Source organism: Phreatobacter cathodiphilus, from assembly GCF_003008515.1.
Taxonomy (GTDB): Bacteria; Pseudomonadota; Alphaproteobacteria; order Rhizobiales; family Phreatobacteraceae; genus Phreatobacter; species Phreatobacter cathodiphilus.
This window is the reverse complement of record NZ_CP027668.1, coordinates 1,965,768-1,982,121: the sequence shown is the minus strand read 5'-3', so window position 1 is coordinate 1,982,121 and position 16,354 is coordinate 1,965,768. Positions and strand designations below refer to the sequence as shown.

Genomic DNA, 16,354 nt, shown 5'->3' with positions numbered 1-16,354 from the left:
GAGGTCTGCCAAATGGGGGATGCGTGGTGTTGGCGGTTCGGGGCGAACCACGGATGAACTTCGCCGTCGGCGGTGGCGTGACCTTCACGCCTCCGCTGCCGCCGGCGGTCCGTCGTGAGTTCGACGGACACGCGGTCGACGTCGACGTGGAAGGCCTTCGGTTTTCCGTCGTTATCGGCGAGGACATCCCGCTGCCCCTGAACTGCGCCTCCTTCCGGGAGGCGAAAGACATCGTCATGTCGGTGTCGATCCAGATCATGTCGGCCCTGCTGCAGTCCCGGCAGACGGAAGAGGTGGTGAAACACCGCGATCCCGCGCCGAGTCCGGTCCCGATCCGCGCCGCGACTCCGGCTTCGGTCGTGGTCCTGCACCGGCCGACCCCGGTTCCGGCCGCCGAACGCGGCGCCCCGGCCACGACCTTCGCCTCGCTGTTCGAAGCCTGGTCGCGCTACCATCTGAGCACCGGGGGGGCGCCGACGACGCCGCCCTACTGGAACGTGCTCGTCACCCGTTTCGCCGAATTTCTCGGTCACGACCGGCCGGCCGACGTGACGTCTCACGACATCCGCGCCTATCGCGACCATCTCATCGCGAGCGGTCGCCGGCTTCGCACCGCCCGGCATTCAGACTTCGCCGCTCTCAGGGCGATCTACCATTTCGGCGTCGAGAACGAGCTCGTTCCGGCCAATCCGACCATCGGCGTCAAGTTCAAGGCCGACCGGCTCGCCGCAGCGGAAACCATGTCGGCCTTTTCGGCCGACGAGGCGCGGACGATTCTCGCGGCGGCCGACCGCCAGACCATTCCCTCCCGCCGCTGGATTCCCTGGCTCACCGCCATGACCGGAAGCCGGGTCGCGGCAATCGCCAACCTGCGCAAGCAGGACGTGATCATGGTCGAGGGCGTCTGGTGCCTGCGCATCAGCCGGCAGGCCGGCCCGATCAAGACCGCGGCCTCCGAGCGGATCGTGCCGATCCACCCGGCGGTGCTGGAGCGCGGATTTCTCGCCTTTGTCGAAAAAACCCGGCGCGAACGCCTGTTTTTCGGCGAATCCGAGGGGGGAGTCGTCGGTTCGGGCAGCAATCCGCCGGTCGGGCAGGGCGCTCGACCCTACAATCCCGCCCGCTCGACCATCCGCCGGGTGACCGAATGGCTGCACGGGCTCGGTCTCGAGATCGGCCGCTCTGCCAAAAAGGATCCGAACCATGCCTGGCGGCACTGGTTCAAGGAACAGGCCTTCGCCGCGGGAATTCCGGAAAAGATCACGGATGCGATCGTCGGCCATGCCCAAGCGACGACCTCACGGCGCTACGGCGCGGTGTCGATCTCCGCGATGGATGCCGAACTGCGCAAGATCCTGCCGCCGGTCTGAGGGGGAGGGGGCGTTCGGCCCCATTTTCCGCATGCGCGGCCCGATGTGCCGGATACGGGAAAGCCCCGGCGGTTTCCCGCCGGGGCCTTTGAGACTGGAACCGGTCTTGCGACCGGACCCGATCAGAAGTTGCGCTGGACGCGGAACATGCCCGACCAGGCGTTGGCATTGCCCTGGCTCGAGATGCCGTTCGAGACGACGGCCACGTTGCCGGAGCCGTTCTGGCGCGCGCTGAGGTTCGAGTAGACGACCTCGACGCCGAGGTCGAGGTTGCGAACCGGCGACCAGATCGTGTTCACACCGACCTGCCAGAAGCGGATGTCGGCGAGGTTGCTGGTGACGACGGCCGGGGAGTCGACGTTGACGTACTTGCCCCAGATGGCCGAGCGGAGAGCCGGGGTCCAGAAGTGGCGGAAACCACCATGGATGCCCCAGGCCTTCGACTTCACGATGCCGGTGCCGGCAGCGTTCAGGTTGCCGTCGGCGTAGAGGGCGCTGACGAGACCGACGCCGACAGCCTGACGGGTCTGGATGAGGCCGTCCGAGTTGTCGTTCGTGAAGACGTAGCCGATGGCGCCGTCAGCGTAGGTGGCCTGCAACCACAGCACGTCGCCGCGGGCGAGCATGTCGAGGTTGAGACGCACGCCACCGCCGATGGCCCAGCCGGCAGCCGAGGCGCCGGTGGTCGGAGCGACGGTCGTCAGGTTGGTGCGCACCTCGTGATAGGCGGCCATGACCTGAGCGGAGCCCCAGCCCTGGTCGACGCGCAGGTTACCCACGATGTCGGGGATCTGGTTGCCGTTGTAGACCACGCCGTTCGCCTGCGAGGCGGCGGTCGTGATCGTGCCGATGGCGCCGATGCGGCGGAACTGCGGATCCTCGACCGAGATCGTGGCCGAGAAGCCCGAACCGAACGAGGCGGTGTAGGCGATCAGGTTGGACGAGTTGCGCGACGGGTCCATGGCGGAGCCCGACGAAGCCACGAACTGGACGTCGCCCTGGTAGAAGTTGAAGAACGAGGCCGAGTTACCGAACGTGAAGCCAGCGAACTGGATGAACGCGCGGGACATGTAGGCGGCCGAAGCCTGACCGGTCGAGCCGGCGCCGGTGGCGAGGGTCGACGGGACGACGTTGTTCGACGGGCCGCGCTGGATGAAGAACTCGCCGTAGGCGCGCAGGAGGCCGTACTCGGTGTTCGAGCGGGCGTCGAAGTTCAGCAGCAGGCGGGTGCGGGTGGTGTAGGCATTGGTGCCGGCACCGAACGTCTGGGTGGCATAGGCGTCCATGCGGACGTAGCCGCCGATGCGAAGGCAGGTGTCGGTGCCCGGGATGAAGAAGAAGCCCGCGCCGTAGGTGTCGCAGATGCGAACGTACTCGGCGGGAGCAGCCTTGCCCGGGAGATCCGCTGCCTGAGCGCCGGAGAGGGCAACGAAGCCCGCAGCAGCGCCGAGAAGAAGGCTCTTCACCGCCTGTGGCCTCCGGGGTTCTCCTGAGGGGCGATTCCGGCGCCTTTGGCAGCGCCGAGTCGCTCGCCGCGGTCCGCGCACTGCCTCTTCCGGCGATTCGTCGCGGATTGGCGGGTTGAGCGCCTCCGGCCGGGGATGCCGTCCCGCCGGGCCGGCCCGGAGGGGCGCGTGCCCTGCCGGACGAGGACTGAGGCGCCTGCGAAAGTTACTGCGGGTTAACGACTTCACGCCCCGTGAGTGGCGGAAAGCCGATGATTTTCATAAACTGGCCGGATATTTCGCCGATCCGCCTTGGTTAAGACGCCCGTGTCCTTCCTGCAACAGTGCGTGCCAAAGCCAGTGGGGACCCTGTTTGGAAGCGTTCTTTCGATTGATCGGCACCGGGGCATCGGTAATGGTGACCCTGCGACGAAGGGGGCACCCCGGTCGCACCGCCCTTCCTGGGGTCGAACGGCACCTTGCCACGACAGCAGAAAAGGCGGCCACACGGGGAATATCGGACCAAAGCCGTCAAAAGGCGCGGAACCAAGCTCCCTCAGGAGAAACATTTGGAGGTCTACACAATGAAGACGGTTAAGAGCCTTCTTCTCGGCGCTGCCGCAGGCTTTATCGGCCTGACGGGCGCTCAGGCAGCGGATCTCCCGGGCAAGGCTGCTCCCGCCGAGTACGTTCGCATCTGCGACACCTACGGCGCGGGCTTCTTCTTCATCCCGGGCACCGACACCTGCCTTCGCATCGGCGGCTACGTCCGTCACGAGAGCTATCTGGCTCAGCAGTTCTCCCCGGCGACCAACGTCTACTCGACGCGTACCCGCCTCCTGCTGAACTTCGACGCCCGCTCGAACACCGAGTACGGCCTCCTGCGCGCCTACGGCGAGTTCTTCGTCCAGCGCGGTCCGGGCGGCAACGCTCTCCCGGGTGCGTACGTGAACGTCGCCACCGGTCAGGGTTCGACGGTGCAGGCTTCCGCGACCTACATGTCGCGCGCCTTCATCCAGTTCGCCGGCTTCACCTTCGGTAACTCGGCCTCGTTCTTCAACTTCTACCAGGGCGACGTTCAGTTCGTGACCGCTGCCGGCGCCGCGTTCGACCCGGCCCGCGGTTCCTCGAACCTCATCGCCTACACCGCCTCGTTCGGTTCGGGCTTCTCGGCCACGATCTCGGTCGAGGATCCGCAGTTCAAGCGTATCGGCTCGCTGCCCACCGTTCCGGGCGGCGTGTGGACCCCGGCCTCCCAGGCCAACGGCGTCATCTACAACGGCAACGGCATCCCGGATGTCGTCGGTAACCTCCGCGTCGACCAGGGTTGGGGCTCCGCCCAGATCATGGCCGCCTATCACGAGGTTCGCACGACCAACGCCGGCATCGGCCGCACGGCTGCCGGCTGGGCTGTCGGCGGTGGTGTCCGTCTGAACCTCGACATGCTCGCCCGCGGCGACGTGCTGTGGTTGCAGGCTGCCTACGGCGACGGCGCTCTCGGCTATGTCGCTCACAACGATAACTCGGACGGTCTCATCCAGACCCGCCAGCAGATCGGCGTGGGCCTCCTGACCGCGACCTACGCTGACGGCGCTCTGAACGCTGCCGGCACGGGCATCGTGAACACGAAGGCCTGGTCCGTTCATGCCGGCTTCCGCCACTTCTGGACCCCCGCTCTGCGGTCGGCCATCTGGGGCAAGTACGTCGACGTGAACGCTCCGTCGGTCGCCAACAGCCAGGGTGTCAACCTGAACGACATCCGCTTCTGGCAGGTCGGTGTGAACACGATCTGGTCGCCGGTTCGCAATCTCGACCTCGGCATCGAGGTCGTCTACTCGAACCTGCGTTCGCGTGACACGGTCGGCGGCGGCGCTGTCAACGGCACCACCATCGGCACCCAGGGCGCCTGGTCCGGCGTGTTCCGCGCTCAGCGCAACTTCTGATCGGGTCCGGTCGCAAGACCGGTTCCAGTCTCAAAGACCCCGGCGGGAAACCGCCGGGGTTCTTTTTTGCAGCGGTTGCCAGTGGACAAGCGCGCGGCGAGGGCGGCACGGGTGACCCTGACGAGGTGTGCGTCAGGCAGCGAAAGCGGCGCACTCCCAAAGGCTTGTCCGATATTCTGAAGATTTCGAGTCACGTCGGGCGGGTGAAGCCGGGTTGTGGCGCGTGGTGCCGCCGGTTGCGGCGCGCTATTCTCTTGGCGGATTCGCGGCCGGCCCGAGGGCTCGCGCCGCGCGCGCCACGAGGGGAGACGAGGGCATGGTGACGATCCGCTGGCGGGATGCAGGCCGCCGCCTGCTCCGTGGTCTCGTCAAACTCGCCGCCGTCTCCGCCATGGCCGCGCCGGCTCCCGCCCTGGCGCAGGCGGCCGAACCCGTCCAGCTCTCTCTCGTCCGCGAGGGCGATGTCGTCGTGCTCGGCGGCGCGGTGCCGAACGAAGCGGTGCGCGAGGCGATCATTGCGGCGATCCGCGCCGCCTCCGCCGAGGCCTCCGTCATCGACACGACCACCGTCGCGCCGGAGGCGCCCGCCGGCTTCGCCGGGGCCGCCACCTTCGCCGCGGGCCTCGCGGCGCGCCTCAAACCCGGTGCCGTCCTCCTCTCCGGCGGCGACGTCGACGTCGAGGGCCGCCCCGAGGGCCTCGCGGGCCAGGCCGCCGTCACCGCCGCCCTGGCGGCGCTGCCCGAAGGCCTCCGCCTGAGGCGGCAGGCGCTGTTGCCGCCGATCGTGCGGCCGTATGGATTGGTACTCGCGCGCACGCGCGAGGGCGTGACCCTCTCCGGCGCCATCGCCGCGGCGGAGGAGGGGGCGGCGCTCGGCGCCTTCGCCGGCTCGCTCGGCCTCGGTCCGGTAACCGACCGGCTGGTCGTGGCGGCGGGAGCGCCCGAGGGTTTCGACCGGCCGGCCGCCGCCCGTTTCGCGCTGACGCAACTGGCGCGGCTCGCCACCGGCACGGCGACTCTCTCCGACAGATCCCTCGCGATCGAGGGCCGCGCCGCCGACAGGCCGGGCTTCGCCGCCGTCAACCTGGCCCTCTCCGGCCCATTGCCGGCGGGCCTCACCCTGGGACGCGCCGCCATCGCCGCCCCCGTCGTCTCGCCCTACGGCTGGTTCGCCGAGAAGACCGCCGCCGGCGTCCGCCTTCAGGGCTATGTCCCCTCGGAGGTCGTCCGCGGCGAAATCCGGGCCGCGGCGGAGGCGCTGTTCGCACCGCTTGCCCTCACCGATGCGCAGGAGATCGCAGAGGGCGCGCCCGACGGCTTCGCCCCCGCCGCCACCGCCGCCATGGGTCAACTCGTCCTCCTCGAGCGCGGCCGCGCGACCCTGCACGACAGCCGCCTCATCGTCACCGGCGAGGCGTCGTCGCCGACCGCCGCGGTCGCCGTCCGCGGCGCCATCGAGGGCTCGGCGCCCTACGGCTTCACCGTCGCCCATACGATCGCGGCGCCCGCCATCGCCGCGCCTCCGGCCGCCGCGCCCGCCGCCTGTCTCGGCAAGATCGAGGCGGAGATGGCGGCCGGCGGCGTCGTCTTCCAGTTCGGCCGCGAGGCCATGCGGCCGGAGAGCGTGACGCGGCTCCGCCGGATCGCCGCGCTGATGGCGGAATGCCCCGCCGTGCGCTTCTCGGTGGAGGGCCACACCGATTCCGACGGCGTTGCCGAGCAGAACGTCGACCTCAGCCACCGCCGGGCCCAGGCCGTGGTCGCGGTGCTGGTCCGGGCAGGCGTCGAGGCGAGCCGGCTGCTGTCGGAGGGCCACGGCGCGTCGAAGCCGCTGGTGCCGAACGATTCGCCGGCGAACAAGGCGCGCAACCGCCGCATCGAGATCATCGCGCGCTGACGGGCGACCGCTGCGGGGCGCGGCGGAATTTCATCGTCCCCTCCGGCGCTTGCCGCAATGCCGCTTCCGTTTGAAGCGGGCGCGTCCATCGGCTAAAGGGACGCGACGTTGAATTTTTGGGCCGCGCCCACCGCGCCGCCGTCGAGACTTCGAGGCTTCCATGCACCGCTATCGCTCCAAGACCTGCGGCGAGCTGCGCTCCACCCATGTGGGCGAGACAGTCCGCCTGTCCGGCTGGTGCCACCGCATCCGTGACCATGGCGGCATCCTTTTCGTCGACCTGCGCGACCATTACGGCATCACCCAGTGCCTGGCCGATCCGGATTCGCCCGCCTTCAAGGCGCTGGAGGCCTGCCGCGCCGAGTGGGTCATCCGCATCGACGGCAAGGTGAAGGCGCGCGACGAGGGCCTGAAGAACCCGAAGATTCCGACCGGCGACGTCGAGGTCTTCATCACCGAGCTGGAAGTGCTGGGCAAGGCGGACGAACTGCCGCTGCAGGTCTTCGGCGATCAGGAGTATCCGGAAGAGACGCGGCTGAAGTACCGCTTCTTGGATCTGCGCCGCGAGAAGCTGCACAAGAACATCATGACCCGCGGCGAGGTGGTGGACGCCATCCGCCGCCGGATGAAGGGGCAGGGCTTCTTCGAGTTCCAGACGCCGATCCTCACGGCCTCCTCGCCGGAGGGCGCGCGCGACTTCCTGGTGCCGAGCCGCATCCATCCCGGCAAATTCTACGCCCTGCCGCAGGCGCCCCAGCAGTACAAGCAGCTCATCATGATGAGCGGCTTCGACCGCTACTTCCAGATCGCGCCCTGCTTCCGCGACGAGGACCCGCGCGCCGACCGCCTGCCCGGCGAGTTCTATCAGCTCGACCTCGAGATGAGCTTCGTCGAGCAGGAGGACGTCTTCGCGGCGGTGGAGCCGGTGATCCGCGGCGTCTTCGAGGATTTCGCGGAAGGAAAGCCCGTCACGCAATCCTTCCCGCGCATCCCCTATGCCGAATCCATGCGCAAATACGGCTCCGACAAGCCGGACCTGCGCAACCCGCTGGTGATGCAGGACGTCTCTGAGCATTTCCGGGGGAGCGGCTTCAAGGTCTTCGCCCGCATGCTGGAGGACCCGAAGAACCAGGTCTGGGCCATTCCGGGCCCGACGGGCGGTTCCCGCGCGTTCTGCGACCGGATGAACGCCTGGGCGCAGGGCGAGGGGCAGCCCGGCCTCGGCTACATCATGTGGCGCGAGGGCGGCGAAGGTGCCGGCCCCATCGCCAACAATGTCGGCCCGGAGCGCACCGCGGCGATCCGCGATCAGCTCGGAATGAAGGAGGGCGATGCCGCCTTCTTCGTCGCCGGCGACCCGGAGAAGTTCGTGAAGTTCGCGGGGCTCGCCCGCACCCGCGTCGGCGAGGAGCTGAACCTCGTCGACAAGGACCGGTTCGAGCTCGCCTGGATCGTCGACTTCCCCTTCTACGAGTGGAACGAGGACGAGAAGAAGGTCGATTTCTCCCACAACCCCTTCTCCATGCCGCAGGGTGGCCTCGACGCCCTGAAGTCGCAGGATCCGCTCTCCATCAAGGCGTTCCAGTACGACATCACCTGCAACGGCTACGAGATCGCCTCGGGCGGCATCCGCAACCATCGGCCGGAGGCCATGGTGAAGGCCTTCGAACTCGCCGGCTATGACGAGCAGACGGTGATCGAGCGCTTCGGCGGCATGTACCGCGCCTTCCACTACGGCGCGCCGCCGCATGGCGGCATGGCGGCGGGCATCGACCGCATCGTCATGCTGATCTGCGGTGTGCAGAACCTGCGCGAGATCTCGCTCTTCCCGATGAACCAGCGGGCGGAGGACTTGCTGATGGGCGCACCGAACGAGGCGACGCCGAAGCAGTTGCGCGAGCTCTCGATCCGCATCGCCGTCGACCCGAAGAAGCCGTGATGGCGGCCGTGGCGGGGGAGGGCGCCTACGAGAGCCGCTTCGTCACGGCGAGCGACGGGCTGAAGCTCCATGCGCGGCTCTACGGCCGCCCGGTGGCGGAGCGACTGCCGGTCCTCTGCCTGCCCGGCCTGTCGCGCAATGCCGGCGATTTCGACGTCGTCGCCCGGGCGCTGGCCGAGGAGCGGCAGGTGGTGGCACTCGACTATCGCGGCCGCGGTCTCTCAGCCTTCGACCCGGACTGGCGCAACTACGCGCTGCCGGTGGAACTGGACGACATGCTGGCGGTAGCGACGGTGTTGGGCCTGTCGCGCGCCGTCTTCCTCGGGACCTCGCGCGGCGGCCTCCTGACCATGCTGACGAGCGCAGCGCGGCCCTCCCTCCTCGCCGGCGCCATCCTCAACGACATCGGACCGGTGATCGAGGGGGCAGGCCTTGCCCGCATCAAGAGCTATCTCGGCCGCCTGCCCGAGCCCGGCACCTGGGACGAGGCGGTGGCGCTCTTGAAGAGCATCGGCCAGTCGCGCTTTCCCGCGCTCACCGACGCCGACTGGCGGGGCCAGGCGGGGAGCATCTGGACGGAAGGGGACGGCCGGCTCGTCGCCGCCTTCGATCCGGCGCTGGCGAAGACCCTGGAGAGCGTCAGCTTCGACGGCCCCATGCCGACGCTCTGGCCGCAGTTCGACGGCCTCGCCGGCGTGCCGGTCATGGTCATCAGGGGCGAGCATTCCGACATCCTCAGCGCGGCGACCGTCGCCGCCATGGCCGACCGGCGGCCCGACCTCGACCTGCTCACCGTGCCCGGCCAGGGCCATGCGCCGCTGCTGACGGATGCGATGTCGATCGGGCGTATCCAGGCCTTCGTGCGCCGCTGCGACGGCGCCTGACGGCCGTCGGCCGCTGTGCCGTTCCGCCGCCTTGGCAGTGGGGGGCGGGCACTCTAATGTCGCGTTCCCGGGGGCTATCGCGACAGCGCAACAGTGAACATTCCAAATCTTCTGACGCTGCTGCGCATCTTGCTGGTGCCGGTGGTGGTATGGGCCATCTCCCAGGGGCAGATGGCTCTCGCCCTGGCCGCCTTCGTCATCGCCGGGATCACCGACGCGGTCGACGGCTATATCGCCAAGCATTTCGACCAGCAGACCGAACTCGGCGCCTATCTTGACCCGCTGGCCGACAAGACGCTGATCGTCTCCATCTACGTCTCGCTGGCGATCTTCGGCTTCATTCCGCCCTGGGTGGCGATCCTCGTGGTCTCCCGCGACATCATGATCGTCGGGGCGGTGGTCCTCTCGACCCTCATCGAGCGGCCGCTCACCATCCAGCCGCTCATGGTGTCGAAGGCGAATACGGTGGCGCAGATCGTCTTCGCCGCCCTGGTCCTGGCATCGAAGGGCCTGAAGATCGACCTCGACTGGGCGATCCTCGTCTGCATGTGGGCGGTGGCGGTCCTCACCCTCGCCTCGGCGGGCGCCTATCTCGTGAGCTGGACGCGCCACATGGCCAATTGAGAGCGCCGCTTCCGCCACGCGAGGCTTGAAAGCCGCCGCCCGCCTTGCGACGGTGCGCTGCCGTTCCACCGGCCAGAGAGGTTCCTCCCTTGACACTGCAGAGACAGGTCGGCTTCTGGATCGGCGGGCTCGCCGTGCTGGCGCTGTCGCTCTACGTGTTGCGCGGCATCCTGCTGCCCTTCATCGCCGGGCTGGCGCTGGCCTATTTCCTCGATCCCATCGTCAGCCGACTGGAAGGGATCAAGGTGCCCCGCGTCGCCGGCGCCCTCGCCGTGATCGGCACCTTCGTCGTCATCTTCATCGTGCTGACGGTGGTCATCGTCCCGATCCTGGCGAACCAGCTCACCTCCTTCGTCGCCCGCCTGCCGAGCTATGTGGTCCAGCTTCAGGCGCTCGCCACCGAGCAGAACCGCGAATGGCTGCAGCGCGTCCTCGGCGACCGGCTGCCGGACGTCTCGCGTAGCGTCGCCGACATCGTCACCCAGTCCACGGGCTGGATCGCCGGCTTCGTCCAGCAGAGCCTTTGGACGGGCGGGGCGACCTTCATCTACATCTTCGGCCTCTTCATCATCACGCCGGTCGTCGCCTTCTATCTCCTCAAGGACTGGCCGCGCATGATGGAGAAGATCGATTCCTGGCTGCCGCTTCAGCACCGCGAGACGATCCTCGGCCTGATGCGTGAGATGAACGTGGCCATGGCCGGCTTCGTGCGCGGGCAGGCCACCGTCTGCTTCGTGCTGATGGTCTATTACGGTATGGCGCTGAGCGGGGCAGGGCTCAATTTCGGCCTGCTGATCGGCCTCGGCACCGGCTTCCTCAGCTTCATTCCCTATGTCGGATCCATCACCGGGCTGACGCTGGCGGTGGGTGTCGCCATCGTGCAGTTCTGGCCGCAATGGACCATGGTGTTCGTCATCCTGGCGATCTTCGGCATCGGCATCTTCTTCGAGTCCTATGTGCTCTATCCCAACCTCGTCGGCGAATCCGTCGGCCTCCATCCGGTCTGGCTGATGTTCGCGCTGTTTTCCTTCGGCGCGCTGTTCGGCTTCGCCGGGCTGATGCTGGCCGTGCCGCTGGCCGCATCGCTCGGCGTCTTGACGCGGTTCGCGATCCGGCAGTACCTCGCCAGCCCGCTGTTCACGGGCGTGGCGCGGCCGCGGCCGCACGAGGGCCCGGGCCGGCCGGAGATGTGAGATGGTTGCCTGCGCACCGCGGGGGGGACCGCGCCAGATGGCGCTGGACCTGACCCTGCCCGAGAGCCTGTCCCGGGACGATTTCCTCGCCGCGCCGTGCAATCAGACGGCCCTCGACCTCGTCGAATCCTGGCCGGACTGGCCGGCGCGGGTGGTCGCGCTGGTCGGCCCGCCCGGTGCGGGCAAGAGCCATCTCGGCGCGATCTGGGCCGATCTCGCCGGCGCCCGTCGCCTCGCCGCCCGCGACCTCGCCGGGACGGCGCCGGGAGACGCGCTGGCCACCGGTGCTCTGCTGCTCGAGGATGCGGGGCCGAAGACCTCGGAAGTGGCGCTGTTCCACCTTCTCAACACGGCGCGGGAAGAGGACGCCTTCGTGCTGATGACGGCGCGCGAGGCGCCGGTCTCCTGGGGCGTCGGACTGAAGGACCTCGCCTCGCGGCTGAGGGCGCTGCCCTCGGTGGCCCTCGCCGAGCCGGAGGACGGGCTCCTGCGCGCCGTCCTCGTCAAGCTCTTCGCCGACCGTCAGCTCGTGGTGGATGCCGAGGTGGTGGAATATCTCGCCCGCCGGATGGAGCGCTCGCTCGACGCCGCCCGGCGCCTGGTGGCGGCGCTCGACCGCGAGGCGCTGGAGACGGGCCGGCGGCTGACGCGGCCTCTCGCAGCCCAGGTCCTCGACCGGATCATGCAACCGAACCTCATCTGAGCCGTTGGGGTCCGCGACCTGTTTGACGGTCGTCACAGTCCCGTCATGATGGCGGGTGATGGGTGGCGCAGTTCACCGCGGGGCTCCAATGACGGCTGGCGACACCAAGAAGGATGCAACGGCGCGCGTGGCGGCCGAGGTCAAGGGCTTCGGCCGCAGCCAGGCGCAGGCGGCGGCCTCCGCCGTGCGCGAGGTGGCGCAGGAGGTGGCCCGGAGCGAGCTGCGCGACAAGCCCGAGCGCTTCATCAACCGCGAGCTCTCCTGGCTGCAGTTCAACCGGCGGGTGATGGAGGAGGCCTCCAACCGCAATCACCCGCTGCTCGAGCAGCTGCGCTTCCTGTCGATTTCGGCCAACAACCTCGACGAGTTCTTCATGGTGCGCGTCGCGGGCCTGCGCGGACAGGTGCTGCAGGGCGTCGGCACCGTCTCGCCGGACGGGCTCACCCCGGTCGAGCAGCTCGCCAAGATCTCCGAGGCGGTGGCAAGTCTCGCCTCCGACCAGCAGAAGCGCTGGCGCGAGCTGCGCGAAGAGGTGCTGCACGAGGGCATCGTGCTGGTCGACGCTCCCGACGTGACGAAGGCCGAGCGCGCCTGGCTGGAGGATCATTTCCTCGGCCACGTCTTCCCGGTGCTGACGCCGCTCGCCATCGACCCGGCGCATCCCTTCCCCTTCATCCCCAATCTCGGCTTCACGGTGGCGCTGGCGCTCCAGCGCATCGCCGACGGCCGGCCGATGCGGGCGCTGATCCGCGTTCCCGCCAAGATCGACCGTTTCATCAAGCTGCCGGACCTCGCGGAGACCGGCGCCCGCCGCTTCGTGACGCTGGAGCAGACGGTGGGTCTCTTCATCAACCGGCTCTTCCCCGGCTACGACGTGAAGGGGCAGGGCGCCTTCCGCATCATCCGCGACAGCGACCTGGAGATCGAGGAAGAGGCCGAGGATCTCGTCCGGCATTTCGAATCGGCGCTGAAGCGGCGGCGGCGCGGCTCCGTCATCCGGCTGGAGGCCGAGGCCTCGATGCCGGACGACCTGCGCCACTTCATCGCCGGGGCGCTGGGCGTGGTCGACGACGAGATCTTCCGCGTCGAGGGCGTGCTGGCGCTGAACGAACTCTCCCAGCTCGTCTCGCTGGAGCGGCCCGACCTGAAGTTCGTGCCCTATGCGCCGCGATACCCCGAGCGCATCCGCGACCAGGGCGGCGACTGCTTCGCCTCCATCCGGCAGAAGGACCTGGTCGTGCACCACCCCTACGAGAGCTTCGACGTGGTGGTGCAGTTCCTCAACCAGGCGGCGCGCGACCCCAACGTCGTCGCCATCAAGCAGACGCTCTACCGCACCTCCTCAGACTCGCCCATCGTCAAGGCGCTGGCGGAGGCGGCGGAGGCCGGCAAGTCCGTCACCGCGCTGGTCGAGCTCAAGGCCCGCTTCGACGAGGAGGCCAACATCCGCTGGGCCCGCGACCTCGAGCGCGCCGGCGTGCAGGTGGTCTTCGGCTTCATCGAGCTGAAGACGCACGCCAAGCTGTCCATGGTGATCCGCCGCGAGGGCGAGAACCTCGTGACCTACTGCCATGTCGGCACCGGTAATTATCACCCGATCACGGCGCGCATCTACACCGACCTGTCCTACTTCACCGACGACCCGGTGATCGGCCGCGACGTCGCCCGCATCTTCAACTTCATCACCGGCTATGCCGAGCCGCAGGAGCTCGAGGCGATGGCGATCTCGCCCCTGAGCCTGAAGAAGAAGCTGCTGGAGCACATCGCCGAGGAGATCGCCTTCGCCAAGGCCGGCAAGCCCGCCGCCATCTGGCTGAAGATGAATTCGCTCGTCGACCCGATGATCATCGACGCGCTCTACGACGCCAGCCAGGCGGGCGTGCGCGTCGATCTCGTCGTGCGCGGCATCTGCTGCCTGAGGCCCGGCGTGCCCGGCCTGTCCGACAACATCCACGCCAAGTCCATCGTCGGGCGCTTCCTCGAGCACAGCCGCATCTACGCCTTCGGTGGCGGCCACGGCCTGCCGCACGCCAAGGCCAAGGTCTACATCTCCTCGGCCGACCTGATGCCGCGCAACCTCGACAGGCGCGTGGAAGTGCTGTGCCCGCTGGTCAATCCGACGGTGCACGAGCAGGTTCTCGACCAGATCATGATCGCCAATCTCAAGGACAACGAGCAGAGCTGGCGTCTCTTGCCGGACGGGACCTCGGAGCGTATCAAGCCGGCCAAGGGCGAAGAGGCCTTCAACGCCCACAAATACTTCATGACCAATCCGAGTCTGTCCGGACGTGGAAAATCGCTCAAAGAATCGTCTCCCCGCCGTTTCGCAAGCCGGGCCGAGCGGGCTGCCGAGTGACGCGTTCGAGATCGCCCCGGGCCGCCTCCAGCTCGGACCGACGATCGGGGTCATCGACATCGGGTCCAATTCCGTCCGCCTCGTCGTCTACGAGGCGCTGACGCGCTCGCCGACGCCGATCTTCAACGAGAAGACGCTGTGCGGCCTCGGCCGCAACGTGCAGACCTCCGGACGGCTTGCCGACGACGCGGTGGCGCGGGCGCTGGCCTCGATCCGCCGCTTCCGGGCGCTTTGCACCCAGCTCCGGGTCGGCGAACTGCACATCCTGGCGACCGCGGCCGTGCGCGACGCGAAGAACGGCGCGGAGTTCGTCGCCGCCTGCGAGGCCATCTGCGGCGTGCCGCTGCAGCTCCTCTCCGGCCGCGAGGAGGCGGCCTATGCGGCCCTCGGCGTCGTCTCCGGCATGTACCAGCCGAACGGCATCGTCGGCGATCTCGGCGGCGGCTCGCTGGAACTGGTCGACGTCAGAGGCGGGGCCATCGGCACGGGCGTGACCCTGCCGCTCGGCGGCCTCGCGCTGCAGGACACGTCGGGCCAGTCGGTGAAGAAGGCCGAGCGCATCGCCGCCAAGCTGGTCGGCAAGGTCGATCTCCTCAAGAAGGGCAGGGGCCAGACCTTTTATGCGGTCGGCGGCACCTGGCGCTCCCTCGCCAAGCTGCACATGGCCCAGCGCGGCTATCCCCTCAACGTCATGCACGGCTACGCCCTGACGGGGAAGGAGATCGCCGATTTCTGCTATCTCGTCAGCCGCCAGCCGACCGATTCCATCTCGCGCATCGACGTGGTGGCCGAGAGCCGCCGGCCGCTGCTGGCCTATGGCGCCTTGGTGCTGGAGGCGGTGGTCCGCGCCGCGCGGATCGAGCGGGTGGTCATCTCGGTCACCGGCGTGCGCGAGGGGCTGCTCTATTACCTCCTCGATCCGGAGGAGCAAGCCGCCGACCCGCTGATCGCCGCGGCGCGCGAACTCTGCCTTCTGCGCTCGCGCTCGCCGCGCCACGGCGAGGAACTGATCGCCTGGACCGACCGGTTCATGCAGGTCGCCCATCTGGAGGAGAGCGCCGAGGAGCAGAGACTGCGCCACGCCGCCTGCCTCCTCGCCGACATCGGTTGGCGCGCCCATCCCGATTATCGCGGCGAGCAGAGCCTCAACATCATCGCCCACGCCAATTTCGTCGGCGTCGACCATCCCGGCCGCGCCTATCTGGCGCTGGCGAGTTTCTACCGCCACGAGGGCCTGCTCGACGAGTTCATGTCGCCGCGCATCCGCGAACTCGTCGGGGTGCGGCTGCTCGATCGCGCCCGCATCCTGGGCGCGGCCATGCGGGTCGCCTATCTGGTCTCGGCCGCCATGCCGGGAGCGCTGCCGCGCGCGCCGCTGCGGGTCGAGGACCGCCGGCTCGTCCTCACCCTCGCCGGCGATCTGTCGGGGCTCGCCGGCGACAGGCTGTCGAACCGGCTGCGCACGCTCGGCCGCCTCGTCGGCCGCGACACCGAGCTGCGCGTCATCCCTTGAACACGGCGTCCGCCGGGCCGGCCGCGGCGGCTGGTGGGGCAGGGGCCTCGGCGGCGCCGTGGAGGCGGTCGAAGCGCGCCCGGGCGGCGTCCATTTCCTCGCGGTGGGCGAAGGCCCAGTTGCCGAGGGCGTTGATCGGGACCATCAGCGAGCGGCCGAGAGGGGTCAGTTCATATTCCACCCGCGGCGGAATGGTCGGATGGACGGTGCGGGTTACCAGGCCGTCACGCTCGAGGCCACGCAGCGACAGAGTGAGCATCCTCTGCGAGATGGTGCCGATCTCGCGCCTCAGCTCGTTGAAGCGGCGAGGCCCCTTGCGTCCCAGCAGGCGGACGATGAGCACCACCCATTTGTCGCCGATGCGGGCGAGGACGGGCTTCACCGCCGCGCAATCCTCGGGCCCATCATGTGCCACGGTTACATCCATGTGCCCTGCTTCCCCCGCTGTGCCTTCTTGCGCGATGCAACATAAGTTACCAGACTATCC

The 16,354-nt window shown here is 68.6% G+C and carries 12 protein-coding genes; 10 read left to right on the top strand and 2 right to left on the bottom strand.

What is annotated here, in order from left to right; genetic code table 11:
- Positions 1-53 precede the first annotated feature (53 nt).
- Entirely contained in the window at positions 54-1,370 is a 1,317-nt protein-coding gene (locus tag C6569_RS09680; protein ID WP_106748649.1) for a tyrosine-type recombinase/integrase, read from the top strand.
- A 122-nt stretch (positions 1,371-1,492) separates the two neighbouring features.
- On the opposite strand, the gene C6569_RS09675 is transcribed toward C6569_RS09680, so the two are convergent.
- On the bottom strand, positions 1,493-2,836 hold the full coding sequence (locus C6569_RS09675; protein ID WP_181313977.1) for a porin: 1,344 nt from the start codon (positions 2,834-2,836) through the stop codon (positions 1,493-1,495).
- Between the two features lie 548 nt (positions 2,837-3,384).
- On the opposite strand from C6569_RS09675, the gene C6569_RS09670 reads away from it, so the two are divergent.
- The 9 genes from C6569_RS09670 to ppx all read left to right on the top strand — a co-directional run bounded on the left by C6569_RS09670 (position 3,385) and on the right by ppx (position 15,867).
- Entirely contained in the window at positions 3,385-4,758 is a 1,374-nt protein-coding gene (locus tag C6569_RS09670) for a porin (protein ID WP_146144770.1), read from the top strand.
- Between the two features lie 316 nt (positions 4,759-5,074).
- Positions 5,075-6,655 (top strand): OmpA family protein, encoded by a 1,581-nt coding sequence (locus C6569_RS09665; RefSeq protein WP_106748646.1) that lies wholly within the window; start codon positions 5,075-5,077, stop codon positions 6,653-6,655.
- Between the two features lie 160 nt (positions 6,656-6,815).
- Positions 6,816-8,594, top strand: a complete 1,779-nt coding sequence (gene aspS / locus C6569_RS09660; RefSeq protein ID WP_106748645.1) for an aspartate--tRNA ligase — start codon at positions 6,816-6,818, stop codon at positions 8,592-8,594.
- Positions 8,594-9,478 carry an alpha/beta fold hydrolase gene (locus C6569_RS09655; RefSeq protein ID WP_106748644.1) on the top strand — a complete coding sequence of 295 codons (885 nt, stop codon included), beginning with the start codon at positions 8,594-8,596 and terminating at the stop codon, positions 9,476-9,478. The genes aspS and C6569_RS09655 overlap by 1 nt, the downstream gene beginning before the upstream one ends.
- A 93-nt stretch (positions 9,479-9,571) precedes the next feature.
- On the top strand, positions 9,572-10,102 hold the full coding sequence (locus C6569_RS09650; protein ID WP_106748643.1) for a CDP-alcohol phosphatidyltransferase family protein: 531 nt from the start codon (positions 9,572-9,574) through the stop codon (positions 10,100-10,102).
- Between the two features lie 89 nt (positions 10,103-10,191).
- Positions 10,192-11,295 (top strand): AI-2E family transporter, encoded by a 1,104-nt coding sequence (locus tag C6569_RS09645; protein ID WP_106748642.1) that lies wholly within the window; start codon positions 10,192-10,194, stop codon positions 11,293-11,295.
- A 37-nt stretch (positions 11,296-11,332) separates the two neighbouring features.
- Entirely contained in the window at positions 11,333-11,998 is a 666-nt protein-coding gene (locus tag C6569_RS09640; protein WP_245898287.1) for an HdaA/DnaA family protein, read from the top strand.
- Between the two features lie 88 nt (positions 11,999-12,086).
- Complete coding sequence (locus C6569_RS09635; RefSeq protein ID WP_106748640.1) at positions 12,087-14,354, top strand: RNA degradosome polyphosphate kinase; 2,268 nt, start codon at positions 12,087-12,089, stop codon at positions 14,352-14,354.
- Positions 14,287-15,867, top strand: a complete 1,581-nt coding sequence (ppx, locus tag C6569_RS09630) for an exopolyphosphatase (RefSeq protein WP_106748639.1) — start codon at positions 14,287-14,289, stop codon at positions 15,865-15,867. Before C6569_RS09635 ends, ppx begins: the two co-directional genes overlap by 68 nt.
- On the opposite strand, the gene C6569_RS09625 is transcribed toward ppx, so the two are convergent.
- Positions 15,857-16,294 carry a winged helix-turn-helix transcriptional regulator gene (locus tag C6569_RS09625; protein ID WP_106748638.1) on the bottom strand — a complete coding sequence of 146 codons (438 nt, stop codon included), beginning with the start codon at positions 16,292-16,294 and terminating at the stop codon, positions 15,857-15,859. The genes ppx and C6569_RS09625 overlap by 11 nt on opposite strands.
- Between the last annotated feature and the right edge of the window lie 60 nt (positions 16,295-16,354).

Bases quoted from the DNA above. Each gene is read 5' to 3' on its own strand.
- aspS (WP_106748645.1), top strand. From the start codon at position 6,816: ATGCACCGCTATCGCTCCAAGACCTGCGGCGAGCTGCGCTCCACCCAT.
- C6569_RS09655 (WP_106748644.1), top strand. From the start codon at position 8,594: ATGGCGGCCGTGGCGGGGGAGGGCGCCTACGAGAGCCGCTTCGTCACG.
- C6569_RS09635 (WP_106748640.1), top strand. From the start codon at position 12,087: ATGACGGCTGGCGACACCAAGAAGGATGCAACGGCGCGCGTGGCGGCC.
- C6569_RS09640 (WP_245898287.1), top strand. From the start codon at position 11,333: ATGGCGCTGGACCTGACCCTGCCCGAGAGCCTGTCCCGGGACGATTTC.
- C6569_RS09680 (WP_106748649.1), top strand. From the start codon at position 54: ATGAACTTCGCCGTCGGCGGTGGCGTGACCTTCACGCCTCCGCTGCCG.
- C6569_RS09625 (WP_106748638.1), bottom strand. From the start codon at position 16,294: ATGGATGTAACCGTGGCACATGATGGGCCCGAGGATTGCGCGGCGGTG.
- C6569_RS09665 (WP_106748646.1), top strand. From the start codon at position 5,075: ATGGTGACGATCCGCTGGCGGGATGCAGGCCGCCGCCTGCTCCGTGGT.